Here is a 15,659-nt window from a genome sequence, read left to right as displayed (position 1 = left end):
TCGGTCTCTCGTTATCAAAGTTTGGTCAAGGACAGGCCAGCCCAGGTGGCGAGCAGCCCGCCGAATACGCTGATGCCCGCGTAGACTATAGCCAGCGGCATTTGCCCCGTTTCCAGCAGGCGCACCGTATCCAGTGAAAAGGATGAAAAAGTCGTCAGCCCCCCGAGGAAGCCGACCATCAACCCGGCACGCACCTCGATCGGTACTTCCGGGCGTATCAAAAACAGACCGTATAGAACGCCGATCAGCAAACAGCCCACGATATTAACGGCCAGCGTCGCGGTATAGAAGTGCCGCGGCCAATTAGCGTTGATCCAGTTACCTGTGGCAAAGCGCAACAGCGTGCCGGCAACACCGCCGACGGAAACCGCAACGATCAATGGAAGCACTATTTTCTCCGTTGCCGGGGGCTGAGACGGTCCAGTTGCGCAAGGTGATTGAGCTTTTCGCCGATCTTCAACTCCAGGCCACGCGGCACCGGCTGATAGAACGGTTGTGGCTCAAGCTCTTGCGGGAAGTAATCTTCGCCAGCGGCGTAGGCATCTGGCTCATCGTGGGCATAACGGTATTCGTCGCCGTAACCGAGTTGCTTCATCAGCTTGGTCGGCGCGTTGCGCAGGTGCAACGGCACTTCCAGCGAACCATGTTCGGTGGCGCTGCGCATGGCCGCCTTGAAACCCATGTACACCGCATTGCTTTTCGGTGCGCAAGCCAGGTAAGTGATGGCCTGTGCCACCGCCAATTCGCCTTCCGGGCTACCGAGGCGCTCCTGCACTTCCCATGCCGCCAGGCACAGGCTCAATGCGCGCGGATCGGCGTTGCCAATGTCTTCGCTGGCCATGCGCACCACGCGCCGGGCGAGGTACAGCGGATCGCAACCGCCATCGATCATCCGCGCGAACCAGTACAGCGCGCCGTCCGGATTGGAGCCGCGCACCGATTTATGCAGCGCGGAAATCTGGTCGTAGAACGCTTCACCGCCCTTGTCGAACCGGCGACGGGTATCGCCCAATAGGCTTTGCAGCAGATCGACGCCGATCTCGCTGTTGTCTTCGGCGAGGTCCGAGGCGTTTTCCAGCAGGTTGAGCAGGCGCCGGCCATCGCCATCGGCGGCGGACAACAGCATCTGGAAACCTTCATCGCTGAGGGTCAGTTGCCGTTTGCCCAGGCCACGCTCTTCGGTGAGCGCGCGGTGCACCAGCTTGCGCAGCGCCGCTTCGTCGAGGCTTTTGAGCACGTAGACGCGGGCTCGGGAGAGCAACGCATTGTTGAGTTCGAACGAGGGGTTTTCCGTGGTCGCGCCGATGAAAATCAGCGTGCCGTCTTCAACGTACGGCAGAAACGCATCCTGCTGCGACTTGTTGAAACGATGCACTTCATCGACGAACAGGATGGTGCGCTTGCCGTACTGCCCGGCCTGCTGCTTGGCGATTTCCACCGCCTGGCGGATTTCCTTCACGCCGGCCAGGACTGCCGAGACCGTTTCGAAGTGCGCATCCGAGACTTCCGCCAGCAACCGCGCCAGCGTGGTTTTGCCCACGCCCGGCGGGCCCCAGAAAATCATCGAGTGCAGGGCACCCTGCTCGAGCGCTTCGCGCAATGGCTTGCCGCGAGCGAGCACGTGTTCCTGACCGACGTACTCGTCCAGATTGGCTGCGCGCAAACGGGCGGCCAAAGGCTGAGCTATCGGGGCACTGCGAAACAGGTCCATCACTACCTATAAAACCTCACTATGAACACCGCACTCCCCTGTAGGAGCCGGCTTGCTGGCGATGGTGGGTCAGTCGACATTAATGTTGAATGACAAACCGCTATCGTCGGAGCGCCGCCCGCCGCAAGCCGGCTCCTACAAGGGTTTTGCGGTTTATTCCTGGATCACGTCCGCGCCTTTAGGGATGTCGAACTTGAACTTGGACGCCGGGATCGGCTCGTTGGCCTTCACGCCAGTGAACAGGATATTGGTGCGCTGACCGACGCTGTCGATCAGTTGCATGTCATTGACCAGGCCATTGCGGAACGACAGGCGCAGGCTGTCGAACAGGGTGTCCTTGGATTTCGGCTTCAAGGTGAAGTCAATCACGCCGCCGGCTTCCTTGGCGCTGATGGCGAAGCTCTGGCTGATCTTGGACACGTCACCGGACAGCAACAACGCCGGCGTCTGGCTCAGGCGCAGGTCCAGGGTCTTGATGGTGGCCTGTTCCAGGTCCGGGTCCCACAGCGTGACCTTCTTGCCGTCGGAAACCACGACTTGCTCGGCCGGCGCATCGGTGTGCCAGTAAAACAGGCCAGGACGCTGCAGCGACATTTCACCGGCCGTTTCCTGCAGCTGGGTGCCGCTGCCATCGAGCGTCAACTGCGAGAAGCGCGCGGTCAGGGTCTGGGATTTTTCCAGCAGTTGAGTCAGACGTGCCACGTCCTTGTCATCGGCGTGGGCCGAGAGCGTGGTCAAAGCCAGTACCGGCAGCAACAGCATGCGGATAAGACGCATGGGAGTCCTCATAACATTCGTGGGAGTTCGGACGGTGCGTCACCGCACCATCCTTGCAAATCAAATCAGTCGCGTACCGGGCCAGGCGCCAGGACTTCACGCGAACCGTTGGTATTCATGGACGTCACGACCCCGGCCATTTCCATGGCTTCGATCATGCGTGCGGCCCGGTTGTAGCCGATTTTCAGTTTGCGCTGAACCGCAGAGATGGATGCACGACGGCTTTCCAGCACGAACTGCACCGCTTCGTCGTACAGCGCGTCGGTTTCGGCATCGTCATCACCGCCACCGCCGCCGTTCTCAAAGCCACTGCCAGCCTCTTCGACACCGGCCAGGATCTCGTCGTTGTATTCCGGCGCACCGCGCAGCTTCCAGGCTTCAACCACCCGGTGAACCTCGTCATCGGACACGAACGCACCGTGAACCCGAATCGGCAGACTGGTGCCCGGCGGCATGTAGAGCATGTCACCGTGGCCCAGCAGTTGCTCGGCGCCGCCCTGGTCGATGATGGTCCGGGAGTCGATCTTGCTCGACACCTGGAATGCCATGCGCGTCGGAATGTTCGCCTTGATCAGACCGGTGATCACGTCAACCGACGGACGCTGGGTCGCAAGGATCAAGTGGATACCGGCCGCACGGGCCTTCTGGGCGATACGGGCAATCAGCTCTTCAACCTTCTTGCCGACGATCATCATCATGTCGGCAAATTCGTCGACGACCACAACGATGGTCGGCAGCTTGGTCAGCAGCGGAGCTTCGTCGTGAATGCTTTCGCGCTTGTACAACGGGTCGGTCAGCGGCGTGCCGGCGTCCTGGGCTTCCTTGACCTTGGCATTGAAGCCGGACAGGTTTCGCACGCCCATCTTCGCCATCAGCTTGTAGCGACGCTCCATCTCCGCCACGCTCCAGCGCAGGGCGTTGGCCGCGTCCTTCATGTCGGTCACGACCGGGCACAGCAGATGCGGAATGCCTTCGTAGATAGACAGCTCAAGCATTTTCGGGTCGATCATGATCAGCTTGGCGTCTTCCGGGCCGGACTTGAACAGGATCGACAGGATCATTGCGTTCACACCCACCGACTTACCGGAACCGGTCGTACCAGCCACCAGCAAGTGGGGCATTTTCGCCAGGTCGGTGATGACCGGCTTGCCGCCGATGTCGTGGCCCAGGGCCAAAGTCACCGGGGACTTGAAGTTGTCGTATTCAGGGGTCGACAGCACTTCGGAGAAGCGCACGATCTGCCGGTCTTCGTTCGGAATCTCGATACCGACGGTGGTCTTGCCCGGAATCACTTCCACCACCCGCACGCTGGTCACGGCCAGGGAACGCGCCAGGTCTTTCGCCAGGTTGGCGATACGGCTGACCTTGACCCCGGCCGCAGGCTGGATTTCGTAACGGGTAATCACCGGCCCCGGATGAATCGAATCCACCGAGACTTCGACGCCGAATTCCTTGAGCTTGATTTCCAGCAAATGGCCAACGGCTGCCAGGGATTCAGGCGAGTAATTGAGTTGTTTCTTTTCCGCGGGATCGAGAATCGAGATCGGCGGCAAAGTGCCTTCGACGGCACTGTCGACGAACAGCGGCGCCTGTTTCTCTTTTTCCACGCGCTGGCTTGGCGCGGCGGGTTTCGACGGTGCGGGGGCAATCACCGGCGGCACCTGCTTCTCGCGATCCGACATGTGCTTGCTCAGGGCCTGCTCGCGCTCGATCAGGCGTTCCTTGACCTTGGCTTGCTCACGCTTGTCGGTAACGGTCGGCGCGACCACGTCATGCACGCGATCGTCGACTTCACGCAACTGCGCAACCAGTTGCTTGCGCTCGACACGGGCGGCCCACCAGCGATTGGCCGCGCCCTGGAACAGTTCGAACAGGTCGAGGGTGATCTTGCCGGTGACGTCCATCACCTTGAACCACGACAGGTCGGTGAATACCGTAAGGCCGAACAGGAACAGTGCGATGAACAGCAAGGTGCTGCCCTGAATGTTCAACGCGTTCCTGGCCAGGTCGCCAAGACTTTCGCCCAGCGCACCGCCCGCACCGGCCGGCAGACCGGTCGCGGCATGGAAATGGATATGCGCGAGCGCCGCGCCCGACAGCACGAGGAACACCAGACCGATCAGACGCCAGGAGAACAGCCAGCCGCTCCACTGCCACGGCTCGTGGCGTTGACGGAAGATCTGATAGGCCTTGATCGCCAGCAACAGCGGGAAGATGTAAGCGAAGTAACCCAGCACCATGAACAGGATATCGGCGCTGTAGGAGCCGACCGGTCCGCCGAAGTTTTGAACATCGTCGATCTTGCTGTTATGGCTCCAGCCCGGATCGTCCTTGCCGTAAGTCAACAAGGCCATCATCAGGAACAGGCACAAGCCGCCGATGGCGATCAATGCACCTTCCTTGAGTCGGTAGTGCAAATGCTGGCGCCAAAGCGGAACGACGGCTGGTTTAGGTGCTGCGGTGGATTTCTTCAAAACGCTTCTTTTCCTGCGCCTTTGGCGCGTCCATCTGTTGAATGACTATAAAAAACTGCCCAATCCAGGCAGGTAAAAAAGTTAACAGGCGCAACTGGGACTACTTTTAACACTGCACTCCGGTTTTTATAAACACGGCGTGCACTGAATATTCAAGTGACCGGCTCGCATTGTACGGGTTTGTTCGTACGATGCCATGCTGGCAGGCTATGGATCAGCATAGCTAACCGCGCACCACCTGCGATTCAATTTGAGCACGCATTCTCTTTTGTGACAAAGGCTTATGAGGTGTTTTATGAGCGAATCCAAGCATTGCCGCCTGATCATTCTGGGTTCCGGCCCTGCCGGTTACAGCGCGGCCGTTTATGCCGCCCGCGCCAACCTCAAACCGGTGGTCATTACCGGGATACAGGCAGGTGGCCAGCTCACCACCACCGTCGAAGTCGACAACTGGCCCGGCGATGTCGAAGGCCTGACCGGGCCGGTACTGATGGAACGCATGCAAAAACACGCCGAGCGCTTTGACACAGAGATCGTTTACGACCACATCCACACAGCCAAGTTGCAACAACGCCCGTTCGAACTTACCGGTGACGGCGGCACTTACACGTGCGATGCACTGATTATCGCCACGGGCGCTTCGGCGCAATACCTGGGCCTGCCCTCGGAAGAAGCCTTTGCCGGCAGAGGGGTTTCAGCCTGCGCGACGTGTGACGGGTTCTTCTATCGCAATCAGGTGGTCGCCGTCATCGGTGGCGGCAATACCGCCGTTGAAGAAGCGCTGTACTTGTCCAACATCGCCAAGGAAGTTCACCTGATCCATCGACGCGACAAGTTGCGCTCGGAGAAAATCCTTCAGGACAAACTCTTCGAAAAAGCCGCCAATGGCAATATTCGCCTGCACTGGAATCAAAATCTCGACGAAGTCCTGGGCGATGCCAGCGGCGTGACCGGCGCCCGCCTGCGCGACAGCCATACCGGCGAAACCAGCGAACTGTCGCTGGCCGGCGTGTTCATCGCCATCGGTCACAAGCCCAACACTGACCTGTTCATCGGTCAACTGGACATGCACGACGGCTATCTGCGCGTCAGGGGCGGCAGCGAAGGCGATGCCACGGCCACCGAGATCCCCGGCGTGTTTGCCGCCGGCGATGTAGCGGATCACGTTTATCGCCAGGCCGTCACCTCCGCCGGGGCCGGTTGCATGGCCGCGCTGGACGCCGAAAAATACCTCGACGACATTCCGACCGTTTGACGGCAAACTTCACGGTGGGCGCACCCGCCCACCATTGCCCTCCCCTTCTGTAAGCCCGGATGCCATGCTGACTTGGTTACAACGCAACACCCTGACGTTCCCGCCGCTGGAAAAAGCCATGCGCGATCCCAACGGATTGCTGGCTGCGGGCGGCGATCTGTCCGCCGATCGCCTGATTCAGGCTTATCGCCACGGCTGTTTTCCCTGGTTCTCGGAAGGCCAGCCGATTCTCTGGTGGTCGCCGGATCCGCGCACCGTGCTGTTTCCCGACGAACTGCATGTTTCGCGCAGCCTCAACAAACTGCTGCGTCAGCAACGCTATCAAGTGACCTTTGATCAGGATTTTGCCGCGGTCATTCGCGCGTGCGCTGCACCGCGCGATTATGCCGACGGGACCTGGATCACCGAAGCGATGCAAAACGCCTATCTCGCGCTGCACCAGCGGGGCTACGCGCATTCGGTGGAGGTTTGGGATCAGGGTGAACTGGTCGGCGGGCTCTACGGCCTGGCGATGGGTCAGCTGTTTTTCGGCGAATCCATGTTCAGCCGCGCCGACAACGCCTCCAAATTCGGCTTTGCCACCCTGGTCAAACATCTGAAAGACTCGGGTTTCGTACTGATCGACTGCCAGATGCCCACCGACCATTTGCACAGCCTGGGCGCCCGCGCCATTCCTCGTCGCGAGTTTGCCCGCTATCTTGCGCAGCATCTGGACCAACCCAGCCGTGCCACCTGGGTTTGCTGAGCGACTTTTGCATCAGTGGCTTACACTTAATTCAAAGCTTATCCCCGAGGGTTGATCATGACCGAGTTGGCGCGTTTGAAGTTTTATGCCACTCAGCCCCACTCTTGCAGTTATCTGCCCGAGGAGCAGGCCACAACGCTGTTCCTCGACCCTAGCCAGCCCATGGATGTGCATGTCTATGCAGACCTGTCTGAAATGGGTTTTCGTCGCAGCGGCGATCATCTTTATCGGCCACATTGCCAGAATTGCAATGCGTGCGTGCCGGCGCGTATTCCGGTGGCGCAATTTACGCCCAACCGCCAGCAGAAACGCATTTTCAAGCGCAACGCTGACTTGCAGATACGCCCTGCCAAACCCAAGTTCAGCGAAGAATACTTCGACCTGTATCAGCGCTACATCGAACAGCGCCATGCCGATGGCGACATGTACCCACCGAGTCGTGACCAGTTCTCGACGTTCCTGGTGCGTGACCTGCCGTTTTCGCGTTTTTACGAATTTCGCCTGGAAGGCCAACTGCTGGCGGTGGCCGTCACCGACTTGCTGCCGAACGGTCTGTCGGCGGTCTACACCTTCTACGAACCCTCTGAAGAACGCCGCAGCCTGGGGCGCTATGCGATCCTCTGGCAAATCGCCGAGGCGCAGCGCCTGGGGCTTGAAGCGGTCTACCTCGGATACTGGATCAAGAACTGCAAAAAAATGAGCTACAAGACCCAATATCGCCCGATCGAACTGTTGATTAATCAGCGCTGGGTCATCCTGAACTAGAACCCCTTGGCTTAAACCCCATTTTTCGGGCACAATGCACGCCGCTTTTGCCTGGCGCAGTTGCACCGGGCCATTCATTGGACACCGAGGGCTTTACTGCATGTCGAAAGAAGACAGCTTCGAAATGGAAGGCACTGTCGTCGACACCCTGCCCAACACCATGTTTCGTGTGGAGTTGGAAAATGGGCACGTCGTAACCGCGCATATCTCCGGCAAGATGCGCAAGAACTACATTCGTATTCTTACCGGTGACAAAGTGCGCGTCGAGCTGACGCCCTATGACTTGAGCAAAGGGCGCATCACTTACCGCGCTCGCTAATCAAGTCAATACAAGACGCCCGGCTTATGCCGGGCGTTTTTGTGTCTGCGTGATTTAAGGCTGCACACTCGACCAATGTGGGAGCCGGCTTGCTCGCGAAAGCGGTGTATCAGTCGACACTTGTATTGGCTGATACACCGCTTTCGCGAGCAAGCCCGCTCCCACAGGGGATCGGTATACATCCGGCATACAGCAAAAAGGCGCCTTTCGGCGCCTTTTGCTTTGTTGCGATTTAACGTCAGGCCATTTCAGCCGTGGTTTCGAACTCGAAGGTCAGCTCGCCGTCCTTCAGGTCGATGTGTACCACGCCGCCATGGTCGGCCAGTTCGCCAAAGAGAATCTCTTCCGCCAGCGGACGCTTGATCTTGTCCTGGATCAAACGCGCCATTGGTCGAGCACCCATTGCCGAGTCGTAGCCGCCCGCCGCCAGCCAGCTGCGGGCCGCGTCGGTCACTTCCAGCTGCACGCGCTTGTCTTCCAGTTGCGCCTGAAGCTCGGTAAGGAACTTGTCCACCACGCTTTTGATGACCTCATGGCTGAGGCGACCAAACTGGATAATGGTGTCCAGGCGGTTGCGGAACTCCGGCGTGAAGCTCTTCTTGATCACTTCCATCGCATCGGACGAGTGGTCCTGATGGGTGAAACCGATCGAAGCACGCGCTGCAGTCTCGGCACCGGCGTTGGTCGTCATGATGACGATCACGTTACGGAAGTCCGCCTTGCGCCCGTTGTTATCGGTCAGCGTACCGTGGTCCATGACCTGCAGCAGCAGGTTGAAGACTTCCGGATGCGCCTTCTCGATCTCATCGAGCAACAGCACGCAGTGAGGCTGCTTGGTGATGGCTTCGGTCAGCAGACCGCCCTGATCGAACCCGACATAGCCAGGAGGCGCACCGATCAGACGCGATACGGTGTGGCGCTCCATGTACTCGGACATGTCGAAGCGAACCAGCTCGATCCCCAACGCCTTGGCCAACTGACGCGCCGCTTCGGTTTTACCGACGCCGGTCGGGCCTGCGAACAGGAACGAACCGACAGGCTTGTCAGGTGACTTGAGGCCGGCACGGGACAGTTTGATCGCAGTCGACAGCGAGTCGATTGCAGCATCCTGACCAAATACCGTCAGCTTCAGGTCACGCTCGAGGTTACGCAGCAGTTCTTTATCGGAACTGGTGACATGCTTGGGCGGAATCCGCGCGATTTTCGCGACGATGTCCTCGACCTGAGGCACTTCGATGCGTTTCACGCGTTTCTCGATCGGCTGCAGACGCTGGTAAGCGCCCGCCTCGTCGATCACGTCGATGGCCTTGTCCGGCATGTGCCGGTCATTGATGTAACGCGAAGCCAGTTCGGCAGCGGCGCGCAGGGCTTCATCACTGTATTCGATATTGTGATGGAGCTCGAAACGCCCTTTCAGGCCGCGCAAGATGCCGATGGTGTCTTCCACCGACGGCTCCGACACATCCACTTTCTGGAAGCGTCGTGCCAGGGCACGATCCTTCTCGAAGATGCCGCGGAATTCCTGGAAGGTGGTCGAACCGATGCAACGGATATCACCGGACGACAGCAGCGGCTTGAGCAGGTTCGAGGCATCCATGACGCCACCGGACGCAGCACCCGCACCGATGATGGTGTGGATCTCGTCGATGAACAGGATTGCCTGCGGACGTTTTTTCAGCTCGTTGAGCAACGCCTTGAAGCGTTTCTCGAAATCGCCGCGGTATTTGGTCCCGGCCAGCAAGGCGCCCAGATCGAGGGAATACACCACGCTGTTGGCCAGCAGGTCCGGCACCTGGTTGTCGACAATGCGTTTGGCCAGGCCTTCGGCAATCGCGGTTTTACCCACGCCCGCCTCGCCCACCAGCAGCGGATTGTTTTTGCGACGGCGCGCGAGGATCTGCGCGACACGCTCCACTTCGAGCTCACGACCGACCAGCGGATCGATACGACCCTGGCGCGCGAGTTCGTTGAGGTTACTGGCATAAGCATCCAGAGGATTGCCTGAAGAAGAAGACTCACCGCCCTCGTCGTCCTGCATATCTTGCTCACCTTCAGAGTGATCGCCATGCCCCGGCACTTTGGAAATGCCGTGAGCGATGTAATTGACGACATCAATGCGTGCAACGCTCTGCTGTTTCAGCAGGAACACTGCCTGACTTTCTTGCTCACTGAAAATGGCAACCAGCACATTGGCGCCAGTCACTTCGCGTTTGCCCGAGCTCTGTACGTGGAAAACAGCACGCTGCAGAACACGCTGGAAGCCCAGGGTAGGTTGGGTCTCGCGATCCTCGTCATGAATGGGGATCAGCGGCGTGGTGGAGTCGATGAACTCCTGCAGATCATGCTTGAGTTTGTCGAGGTTGGCGCCGCAGGCACGCAAAACGGTGGCGGCAGCCTCATTGTCCAATAAGGCCAGCAGAAGATGTTCGACAGTCATGAACTCATGACGCTTCGAACGGGCCTCCTTGAAGGCAAGATTGAGGGTGACTTCGAGCTCGCGGTTTAACATAGCTTCACCTCATACCCAAGTGGTCGGCGATTAACCGTCCTTCTCGATTTCACAGAGTAGCGGATGCTGGCTTTCCCTGGCGTACTGGTTGACCTGCATGGCCTTGGTCTCGGCAATGTCGCGGGTAAACACTCCACATACTGCCCGCCCTTCTGTGTGGACGGCCAGCATGACCTTGGTCGCCAGCTCGCGATTCAGGTTAAAAAACACCTCGAGCACTTCGACGACGAAATCCATCGGTGTGTAGTCATCATTGAACAAAACCACCTTGTACATCGGCGGCGCCTGTAAAGCAGGCTTGGCCTCCTGAACAGCAATGCCTGCGGAATCGTCGTCGTGTAAATCAGGGCGATCCTGATTGAATGTTAGTCGAATCTGGCTGATTGCATGCATGGAAAGAAAGGTTCGTCAGTTGTGCGAATACAGTAGTGGGGCCTGTTGTGAACGATTTCAACACCGACTGCCCGGTCACCTTGACTATCGGCAAAACGGTGTTACAACCAATAGAGCCCACAGTGGGTAAAAAAGGTCCGCGGAGTCAATCTTATTTACAGGATTCGACTGCGGATGTACTGGATGATACTCCAGTGATGGAGTCTGTTGCAGAGGGATATGAGCATGGCGGTCGGTAAGGTGAAATGGTTCAACAATGCCAAAGGGTTCGGTTTCATTAACACCGACGCCAGAGAAGGTCGTGACGAGGATGGTAAGGATATCGATTTCTTTGCCCACTATTCGGCCATTGAGATGGACGGATACAAGACCCTCAAGGCCGGGCAAATCGTAAATTTCGAGATCATCCAGGGCCCCAAAGGCTTGCACGCCGTGAAGATCACGGCAGCGCCTGCTGAGCATGATCACGCCAAGCCCTCCCATCATGGCCACCATGAAAAGGTATCGAACTGACGCGACCGATCATCCAGTCATAAAAAAACCGCCCGAAGGCGGTTTTTTTGTGCCAACTCGCTTACATGTGCGAAATCAGCGCGTCGCCGAAGCCGGAAGAAGACACCAGTTTGGCGCCCTCCATCAGACGTTCGAAGTCATAGGTCACGGTCTTCGCGGAGATCGCACCATTGGTGCCCTTGATGATCAGGTCGGCGGCTTCGGTCCAGCCAAGGTGACGCAGCATCATCTCGGCGGAAAGAATCAGCGAACCCGGGTTGACCTGGTCCTTGCCGGCATACTTCGGCGCAGTACCGTGGGTCGCTTCGAACATGGCGATGGTGTCGGACAGGTTGGCACCCGGCGCGATACCGATACCGCCCACTTCCGCCGCCAGGGCGTCGGAGAGGTAGTCGCCGTTCAGGTTCAGGGTCGCGATCACATCGTATTCGGCCGGGCGCAGCAGGATCTGCTGGAGCATGGCGTCGGCGATGGCGTCCTTGACGATGACGTTCTTGCCGGTTTTCGGGTTTTTGAACTGCATCCACGGACCGCCATCGAGCAGGGTCGCGCCGAATTCTTCAGCCGCCACTTCGTAGGCCCATTCCTTGAAGGCACCTTCGGTGAACTTCATGATGTTGCCTTTGTGCACGATGGTCAGCGAGTCGCGATCGTTGTCGACCACGTACTGCAGAGCCTTGCGCGCCAGACGCTTGGTGCCTTGCAGGGACACCGGCTTGACGCCGATACCGCAATTTTCGTCGAAACGGATCTTGGTGACGCCCATTTCTTCTTTGAGGAACTTGATGACCTTGGTCGCTTCCGGCGAACCGGCCTTCCACTCGATACCGGCATAAATGTCTTCCGAGTTTTCGCGGAAGATGGTCATGTCGACGTCGCCTGGTTTCTTGACCGGGCTAGGCACGCCTTCGAACCAGCGCACCGGGCGCAGGCAGACATAAAGGTCGAGTTGCTGACGCAGGGCCACGTTCAGGGAACGGATGCCACCGCCGACCGGCGTGGTCAGAGGGCCCTTGATGGAAACAACGTAATCCTTGACCGCGTCCAGGGTTTCCTGAGGTAGCCAGGTGTCCTGATCGTAAACCTGAGTCGCTTTTTCCCCGGCGTAGACTTCCATCCAGGAAATTTTGCGCTCGCCGCCGTAAGCCTTCTTAACAGCAGCATCGACAACCTTGATCATGACCGGGCTGATATCAACGCCAATACCATCGCCTTCGATGAAGGGGATGATCGGGTTGTTAGGAACATTGAGAGAATGGTCCGCGTTGACGGTGATTTTGTCGCCGACTGCTGGAACCTGAATCTTCTTGTATCCCATGCTGAACTCCATTGTTTGGATTGAACATCTGGCTTCGTTCGAGCGTACCCCAGTTAAATCGGCACGCAAACCCTATGTTCCATCCATCTGCCGCAAAGCTACACAGTTCGCGACGTACAAGCCTGAATGCAAAGGGAAAAGCGCCAAACTCAAGCACGGTGCAAGACTCTACGCCCCACGCTCCCCTGCGACCTTTAGACCAATGGACGAGAATCGTTGCATATGAACCATCGGCAGATTGCCAGCTACCTATGTATAATGCCGCCCGCTGACCACAGAGTCACGACGGCCGACCTCTCTACTACGAGGCTTGGGGCCTGAAAAAGCAGGGTTGTTACCGCAGCCCACCCGCTTGACGCTTGACCGATGCACCCAACATCACAGCAACGAAACCTCGACATTCGGCTCATGGATGACTTTGAACGAACGCGCTTACCCGGCGCCCCTCGAGTTTCTGCGCACGCTTTAGCAAAGAAGAGAGAGTTAATCCGAATATGCCCACCCGCTCGAAGATCATCTATACCTTCACCGACGAAGCTCCCGCCCTCGCCACCTATTCACTGTTGCCTATCGTAGAAGCGTTCACCGCTTCGGCTGATATCGCCGTTGAAACCCGCGATATCTCTCTTGCAGGGCGCATCCTGGCCAGCTTCCCCGAGCAATTGGGTGACAAAGCCGTAGCCGACCACCTCGCCGAACTGGGCGACCTGGCCGTTACGCCTGAAGCCAACATCATCAAGCTGCCGAACATCAGCGCTTCGGTTCCGCAACTGCAGGCCGCGATCAAAGAGCTGCAAGCCCAGGGCTTCGCACTGCCGGACTACCCGGAAACCGTGACCAGCGACGCCGACAAAGAAGCCAAGTCGCGTTACGACAAGATCAAGGGCAGCGCCGTGAACCCGGTTCTGCGCGAAGGCAACTCCGATCGTCGCGCCCCGCTGTCGGTCAAGAACTACGCACGCAAGCACCCGCACAAAATGGGCGCCTGGGCTGCGGACTCCAAGTCCCACGTCGCGCACATGAGCACCGGTGATTTCTACGGCAGCGAAAAAGCTGCCCTGATCGACGCCGCTGACGCCGTCAAGATCGAACTGATCGCTCAAGACGGCACCATCACCGTCCTGAAAGAAAAGACCACCGTGCAAGCCGGTGAGATCCTCGATTGCGCGGTCATGAGCAAAAACGCGCTGCGCAGCTTCATCGCTGCCGAGATCGAAGACGCCAAAGCCAAGGGCGTGCTGCTGTCGGTTCACCTGAAAGCCACCATGATGAAGGTCTCCGACCCGATCATGTTCGGCCAGATCGTTGCCGAGTTCTATAAAGACGCACTGGCCAAGCACGCTGACGTGCTGGCACAGATCGGCTTCAACCTGAACAACGGCATCGGTGACCTGTACGCTCGCATCAAGGCTTTGCCTGCCGAGCAACAAGCGCAGATCGAAGCGGACATCCAGGCGGTCTACGCCGTTCGTCCGTCGTTGGCCATGGTCAACTCCGACAAAGGCATCACCAACCTGCACGTGCCAAGCGACGTGATCGTCGACGCCTCGATGCCGGCGATGATCCGTGACTCCGGCAAGATGTGGGGCACTGACGGTCAGCTGCACGACACCAAGGCTGTGATCCCGGATCGCTGCTACGCCACCATCTACCAGGCGGTGATCGAAGACTGCAAGCAACACGGCGCTTTCGATCCGACCACCATGGGCAGCGTGCCGAACGTTGGCCTGATGGCGAAAAAAGCCGAAGAGTACGGCTCGCACGACAAAACTTTCCAGATCAAGGCAAACGGCGTTGTTCGCGTTACCGACAGCAAAGGCAGCCTGCTGCTGGAGCAATCGGTTGAAGCCGGCGACATCTTCCGCATGTGCCAGACCAAAGACGCGCCGATCCAGGACTGGGTCAAACTGGCCGTCAACCGCGCCCGCGCAAGCAGCACTCCGGCGATTTTCTGGCTGGACCCGATGCGCGCCCACGACGGCGTAGTGATCGAGAAAGTTCAGGCTTACCTGAAGGATCACGACACTGCCGGCCTGGACATCCAGATCATGGCGCCAGTTGACGCGATGAAGTTCACTCTGGACCGTACTCGCGCAGGCAAGGACACCATCTCGGTGACCGGCAACGTATTGCGCGACTACCTGACCGACCTGTTCCCGATCATGGAACTGGGCACCAGCGCCAAGATGCTGTCGATCGTTCCGCTGATGAATGGCGGCGGTCTGTTCGAAACCGGCGCTGGCGGTTCGGCACCGAAGCACGTTCAGCAGCTGCTGGAAGAGAACTTCCTGCGCTGGGATTCCCTGGGCGAGTTCCTGGCTCTGGCCGCCTCCCTCGAGCATCTGGGTGTTACCTACAACAACCCTAAAGCGCTGGTGCTGGCCAAGACCCTGGACCAGGCCACCGGTCAGTTCCTGGACAACAACAAGTCGCCATCGCGCAAAGTCGGCAACATCGACAACCGCGGGAGCCACTTCTACCTGGCGCTGTACTGGGCTCAGGCCCTGGCCGCCCAGACTGAAGACGCGGCACTGCAAGCGCAGTTCGGCGAACTGGCCAAGACCCTGACCGAGAACGAAGCAACCATCGTTGCCGAGCTCAACGCCGTTCAGGGCAAGCCAGTGGACATCGGCGGTTACTACCACGCCAATGCCGAGCTGATCAGCAAGGCCATGCGCCCGAGCAACACCTTCAACGCCGCGATCGCTGCGCTGGTTTAAGGTTGTAAGGATGCAAAGAAGCCCCGGCCCAGTGCCGGGGTTTCTGTTTCTGCCTGCGCCCCCCCCCCCTGCAGGAGCCGGCTTGCTGGCGATAGCGGTCTACCATTCAAGATTTTTATTGATTGACACACCACTATCGCCAGCAAGCCGGCTCCTACAG

13 protein-coding genes are annotated in these 15,659 nt (G+C 58.6%); 6 read left to right on the top strand and 7 right to left on the bottom strand.

Translation table 11 applies throughout. From position 1 onward, the window contains the following. Positions 1 to 14: 14 nt before the first annotated feature. From crcB to FBY04_RS17535, 4 genes are all read right to left on the bottom strand, one after another. Positions 15 to 389: a fluoride efflux transporter CrcB gene (gene crcB / locus FBY04_RS17550; protein WP_084321280.1), complete on the bottom strand. Its 375-nt coding sequence runs from the start codon at positions 387 to 389 to the stop codon at positions 15 to 17. Then, the gene (locus FBY04_RS17545; protein ID WP_084321281.1) at positions 389 to 1,711 is read right to left on the bottom strand and encodes a replication-associated recombination protein A; all 1,323 of its coding nucleotides are present in this window, start codon (positions 1,709 to 1,711) and stop codon (positions 389 to 391) included. Before FBY04_RS17545 ends, crcB begins: the two co-directional genes overlap by 1 nt. A gap of 153 nt (positions 1,712 to 1,864) precedes the next feature. Further along, the gene (lolA, locus tag FBY04_RS17540; protein ID WP_084321282.1) at positions 1,865 to 2,488 is read right to left on the bottom strand and encodes an outer membrane lipoprotein chaperone LolA; all 624 of its coding nucleotides are present in this window, start codon (positions 2,486 to 2,488) and stop codon (positions 1,865 to 1,867) included. Between the two features lie 65 nt (positions 2,489 to 2,553). Continuing rightward, positions 2,554 to 4,962 carry a DNA translocase FtsK gene (locus FBY04_RS17535; protein ID WP_145315907.1) on the bottom strand — a complete coding sequence of 803 codons (2,409 nt, stop codon included), beginning with the start codon at positions 4,960 to 4,962 and terminating at the stop codon, positions 2,554 to 2,556. Between the two features lie 295 nt (positions 4,963 to 5,257). On the opposite strand from FBY04_RS17535, the gene trxB reads away from it, so the two are divergent. The 4 genes from trxB to infA all read left to right on the top strand — a co-directional run bounded on the left by trxB (position 5,258) and on the right by infA (position 8,046). Next, positions 5,258 to 6,217: a thioredoxin-disulfide reductase gene (trxB, locus tag FBY04_RS17530; RefSeq protein WP_084321286.1), complete on the top strand. Its 960-nt coding sequence runs from the start codon at positions 5,258 to 5,260 to the stop codon at positions 6,215 to 6,217. Between the two features lie 64 nt (positions 6,218 to 6,281). Then, positions 6,282 to 6,962 carry a leucyl/phenylalanyl-tRNA--protein transferase gene (aat, locus tag FBY04_RS17525; RefSeq protein WP_084321288.1) on the top strand — a complete coding sequence of 227 codons (681 nt, stop codon included), beginning with the start codon at positions 6,282 to 6,284 and terminating at the stop codon, positions 6,960 to 6,962. A 57-nt stretch (positions 6,963 to 7,019) separates the two neighbouring features. Further along, entirely contained in the window at positions 7,020 to 7,727 is a 708-nt protein-coding gene (locus tag FBY04_RS17520; protein ID WP_145315905.1) for an arginyltransferase, read from the top strand. Positions 7,728 to 7,827: 100 nt separating this feature from the next. Further along, the gene (gene infA / locus FBY04_RS17515; RefSeq protein WP_002553999.1) at positions 7,828 to 8,046 is read left to right on the top strand and encodes a translation initiation factor IF-1; all 219 of its coding nucleotides are present in this window, start codon (positions 7,828 to 7,830) and stop codon (positions 8,044 to 8,046) included. Between the two features lie 238 nt (positions 8,047 to 8,284). Here infA and clpA read toward each other — a convergent pair whose 3' ends face one another. Both clpA and clpS read right to left on the bottom strand, forming a co-directional pair. Then, on the bottom strand, positions 8,285 to 10,555 hold the full coding sequence (clpA, locus tag FBY04_RS17510; RefSeq protein WP_008033994.1) for an ATP-dependent Clp protease ATP-binding subunit ClpA: 2,271 nt from the start codon (positions 10,553 to 10,555) through the stop codon (positions 8,285 to 8,287). Between the two features lie 30 nt (positions 10,556 to 10,585). Beyond that, on the bottom strand, positions 10,586 to 10,948 hold the full coding sequence (clpS, locus tag FBY04_RS17505; protein WP_015094394.1) for an ATP-dependent Clp protease adapter ClpS: 363 nt from the start codon (positions 10,946 to 10,948) through the stop codon (positions 10,586 to 10,588). A 225-nt stretch (positions 10,949 to 11,173) separates the two neighbouring features. Between clpS and FBY04_RS17500 the strand changes: the two genes are divergently transcribed. Beyond that, positions 11,174 to 11,461: a cold shock domain-containing protein gene (locus FBY04_RS17500; RefSeq protein ID WP_084321388.1), complete on the top strand. Its 288-nt coding sequence runs from the start codon at positions 11,174 to 11,176 to the stop codon at positions 11,459 to 11,461. A 61-nt stretch (positions 11,462 to 11,522) separates the two neighbouring features. Here FBY04_RS17500 and icd read toward each other — a convergent pair whose 3' ends face one another. Continuing rightward, complete coding sequence (icd, locus tag FBY04_RS17495; RefSeq protein ID WP_084321292.1) at positions 11,523 to 12,779, bottom strand: NADP-dependent isocitrate dehydrogenase; 1,257 nt, start codon at positions 12,777 to 12,779, stop codon at positions 11,523 to 11,525. 494 nt (positions 12,780 to 13,273) lie between these two features. Between icd and FBY04_RS17485 the strand changes: the two genes are divergently transcribed. Next, positions 13,274 to 15,499 carry an NADP-dependent isocitrate dehydrogenase gene (locus FBY04_RS17485; RefSeq protein WP_084321296.1) on the top strand — a complete coding sequence of 742 codons (2,226 nt, stop codon included), beginning with the start codon at positions 13,274 to 13,276 and terminating at the stop codon, positions 15,497 to 15,499. The last annotated feature ends 160 nt before the right edge of the window (positions 15,500 to 15,659 follow it).

The sequence above is a fragment of the Pseudomonas sp. SJZ080 genome, assembly GCF_007828295.1.
GTDB lineage: Bacteria > Pseudomonadota > Gammaproteobacteria > Pseudomonadales > Pseudomonadaceae > Aquipseudomonas > Aquipseudomonas migulae_A.
Note: the sequence above shows the minus strand (reverse complement) of the source record. Positions and strands in the feature narration are given on the sequence as shown.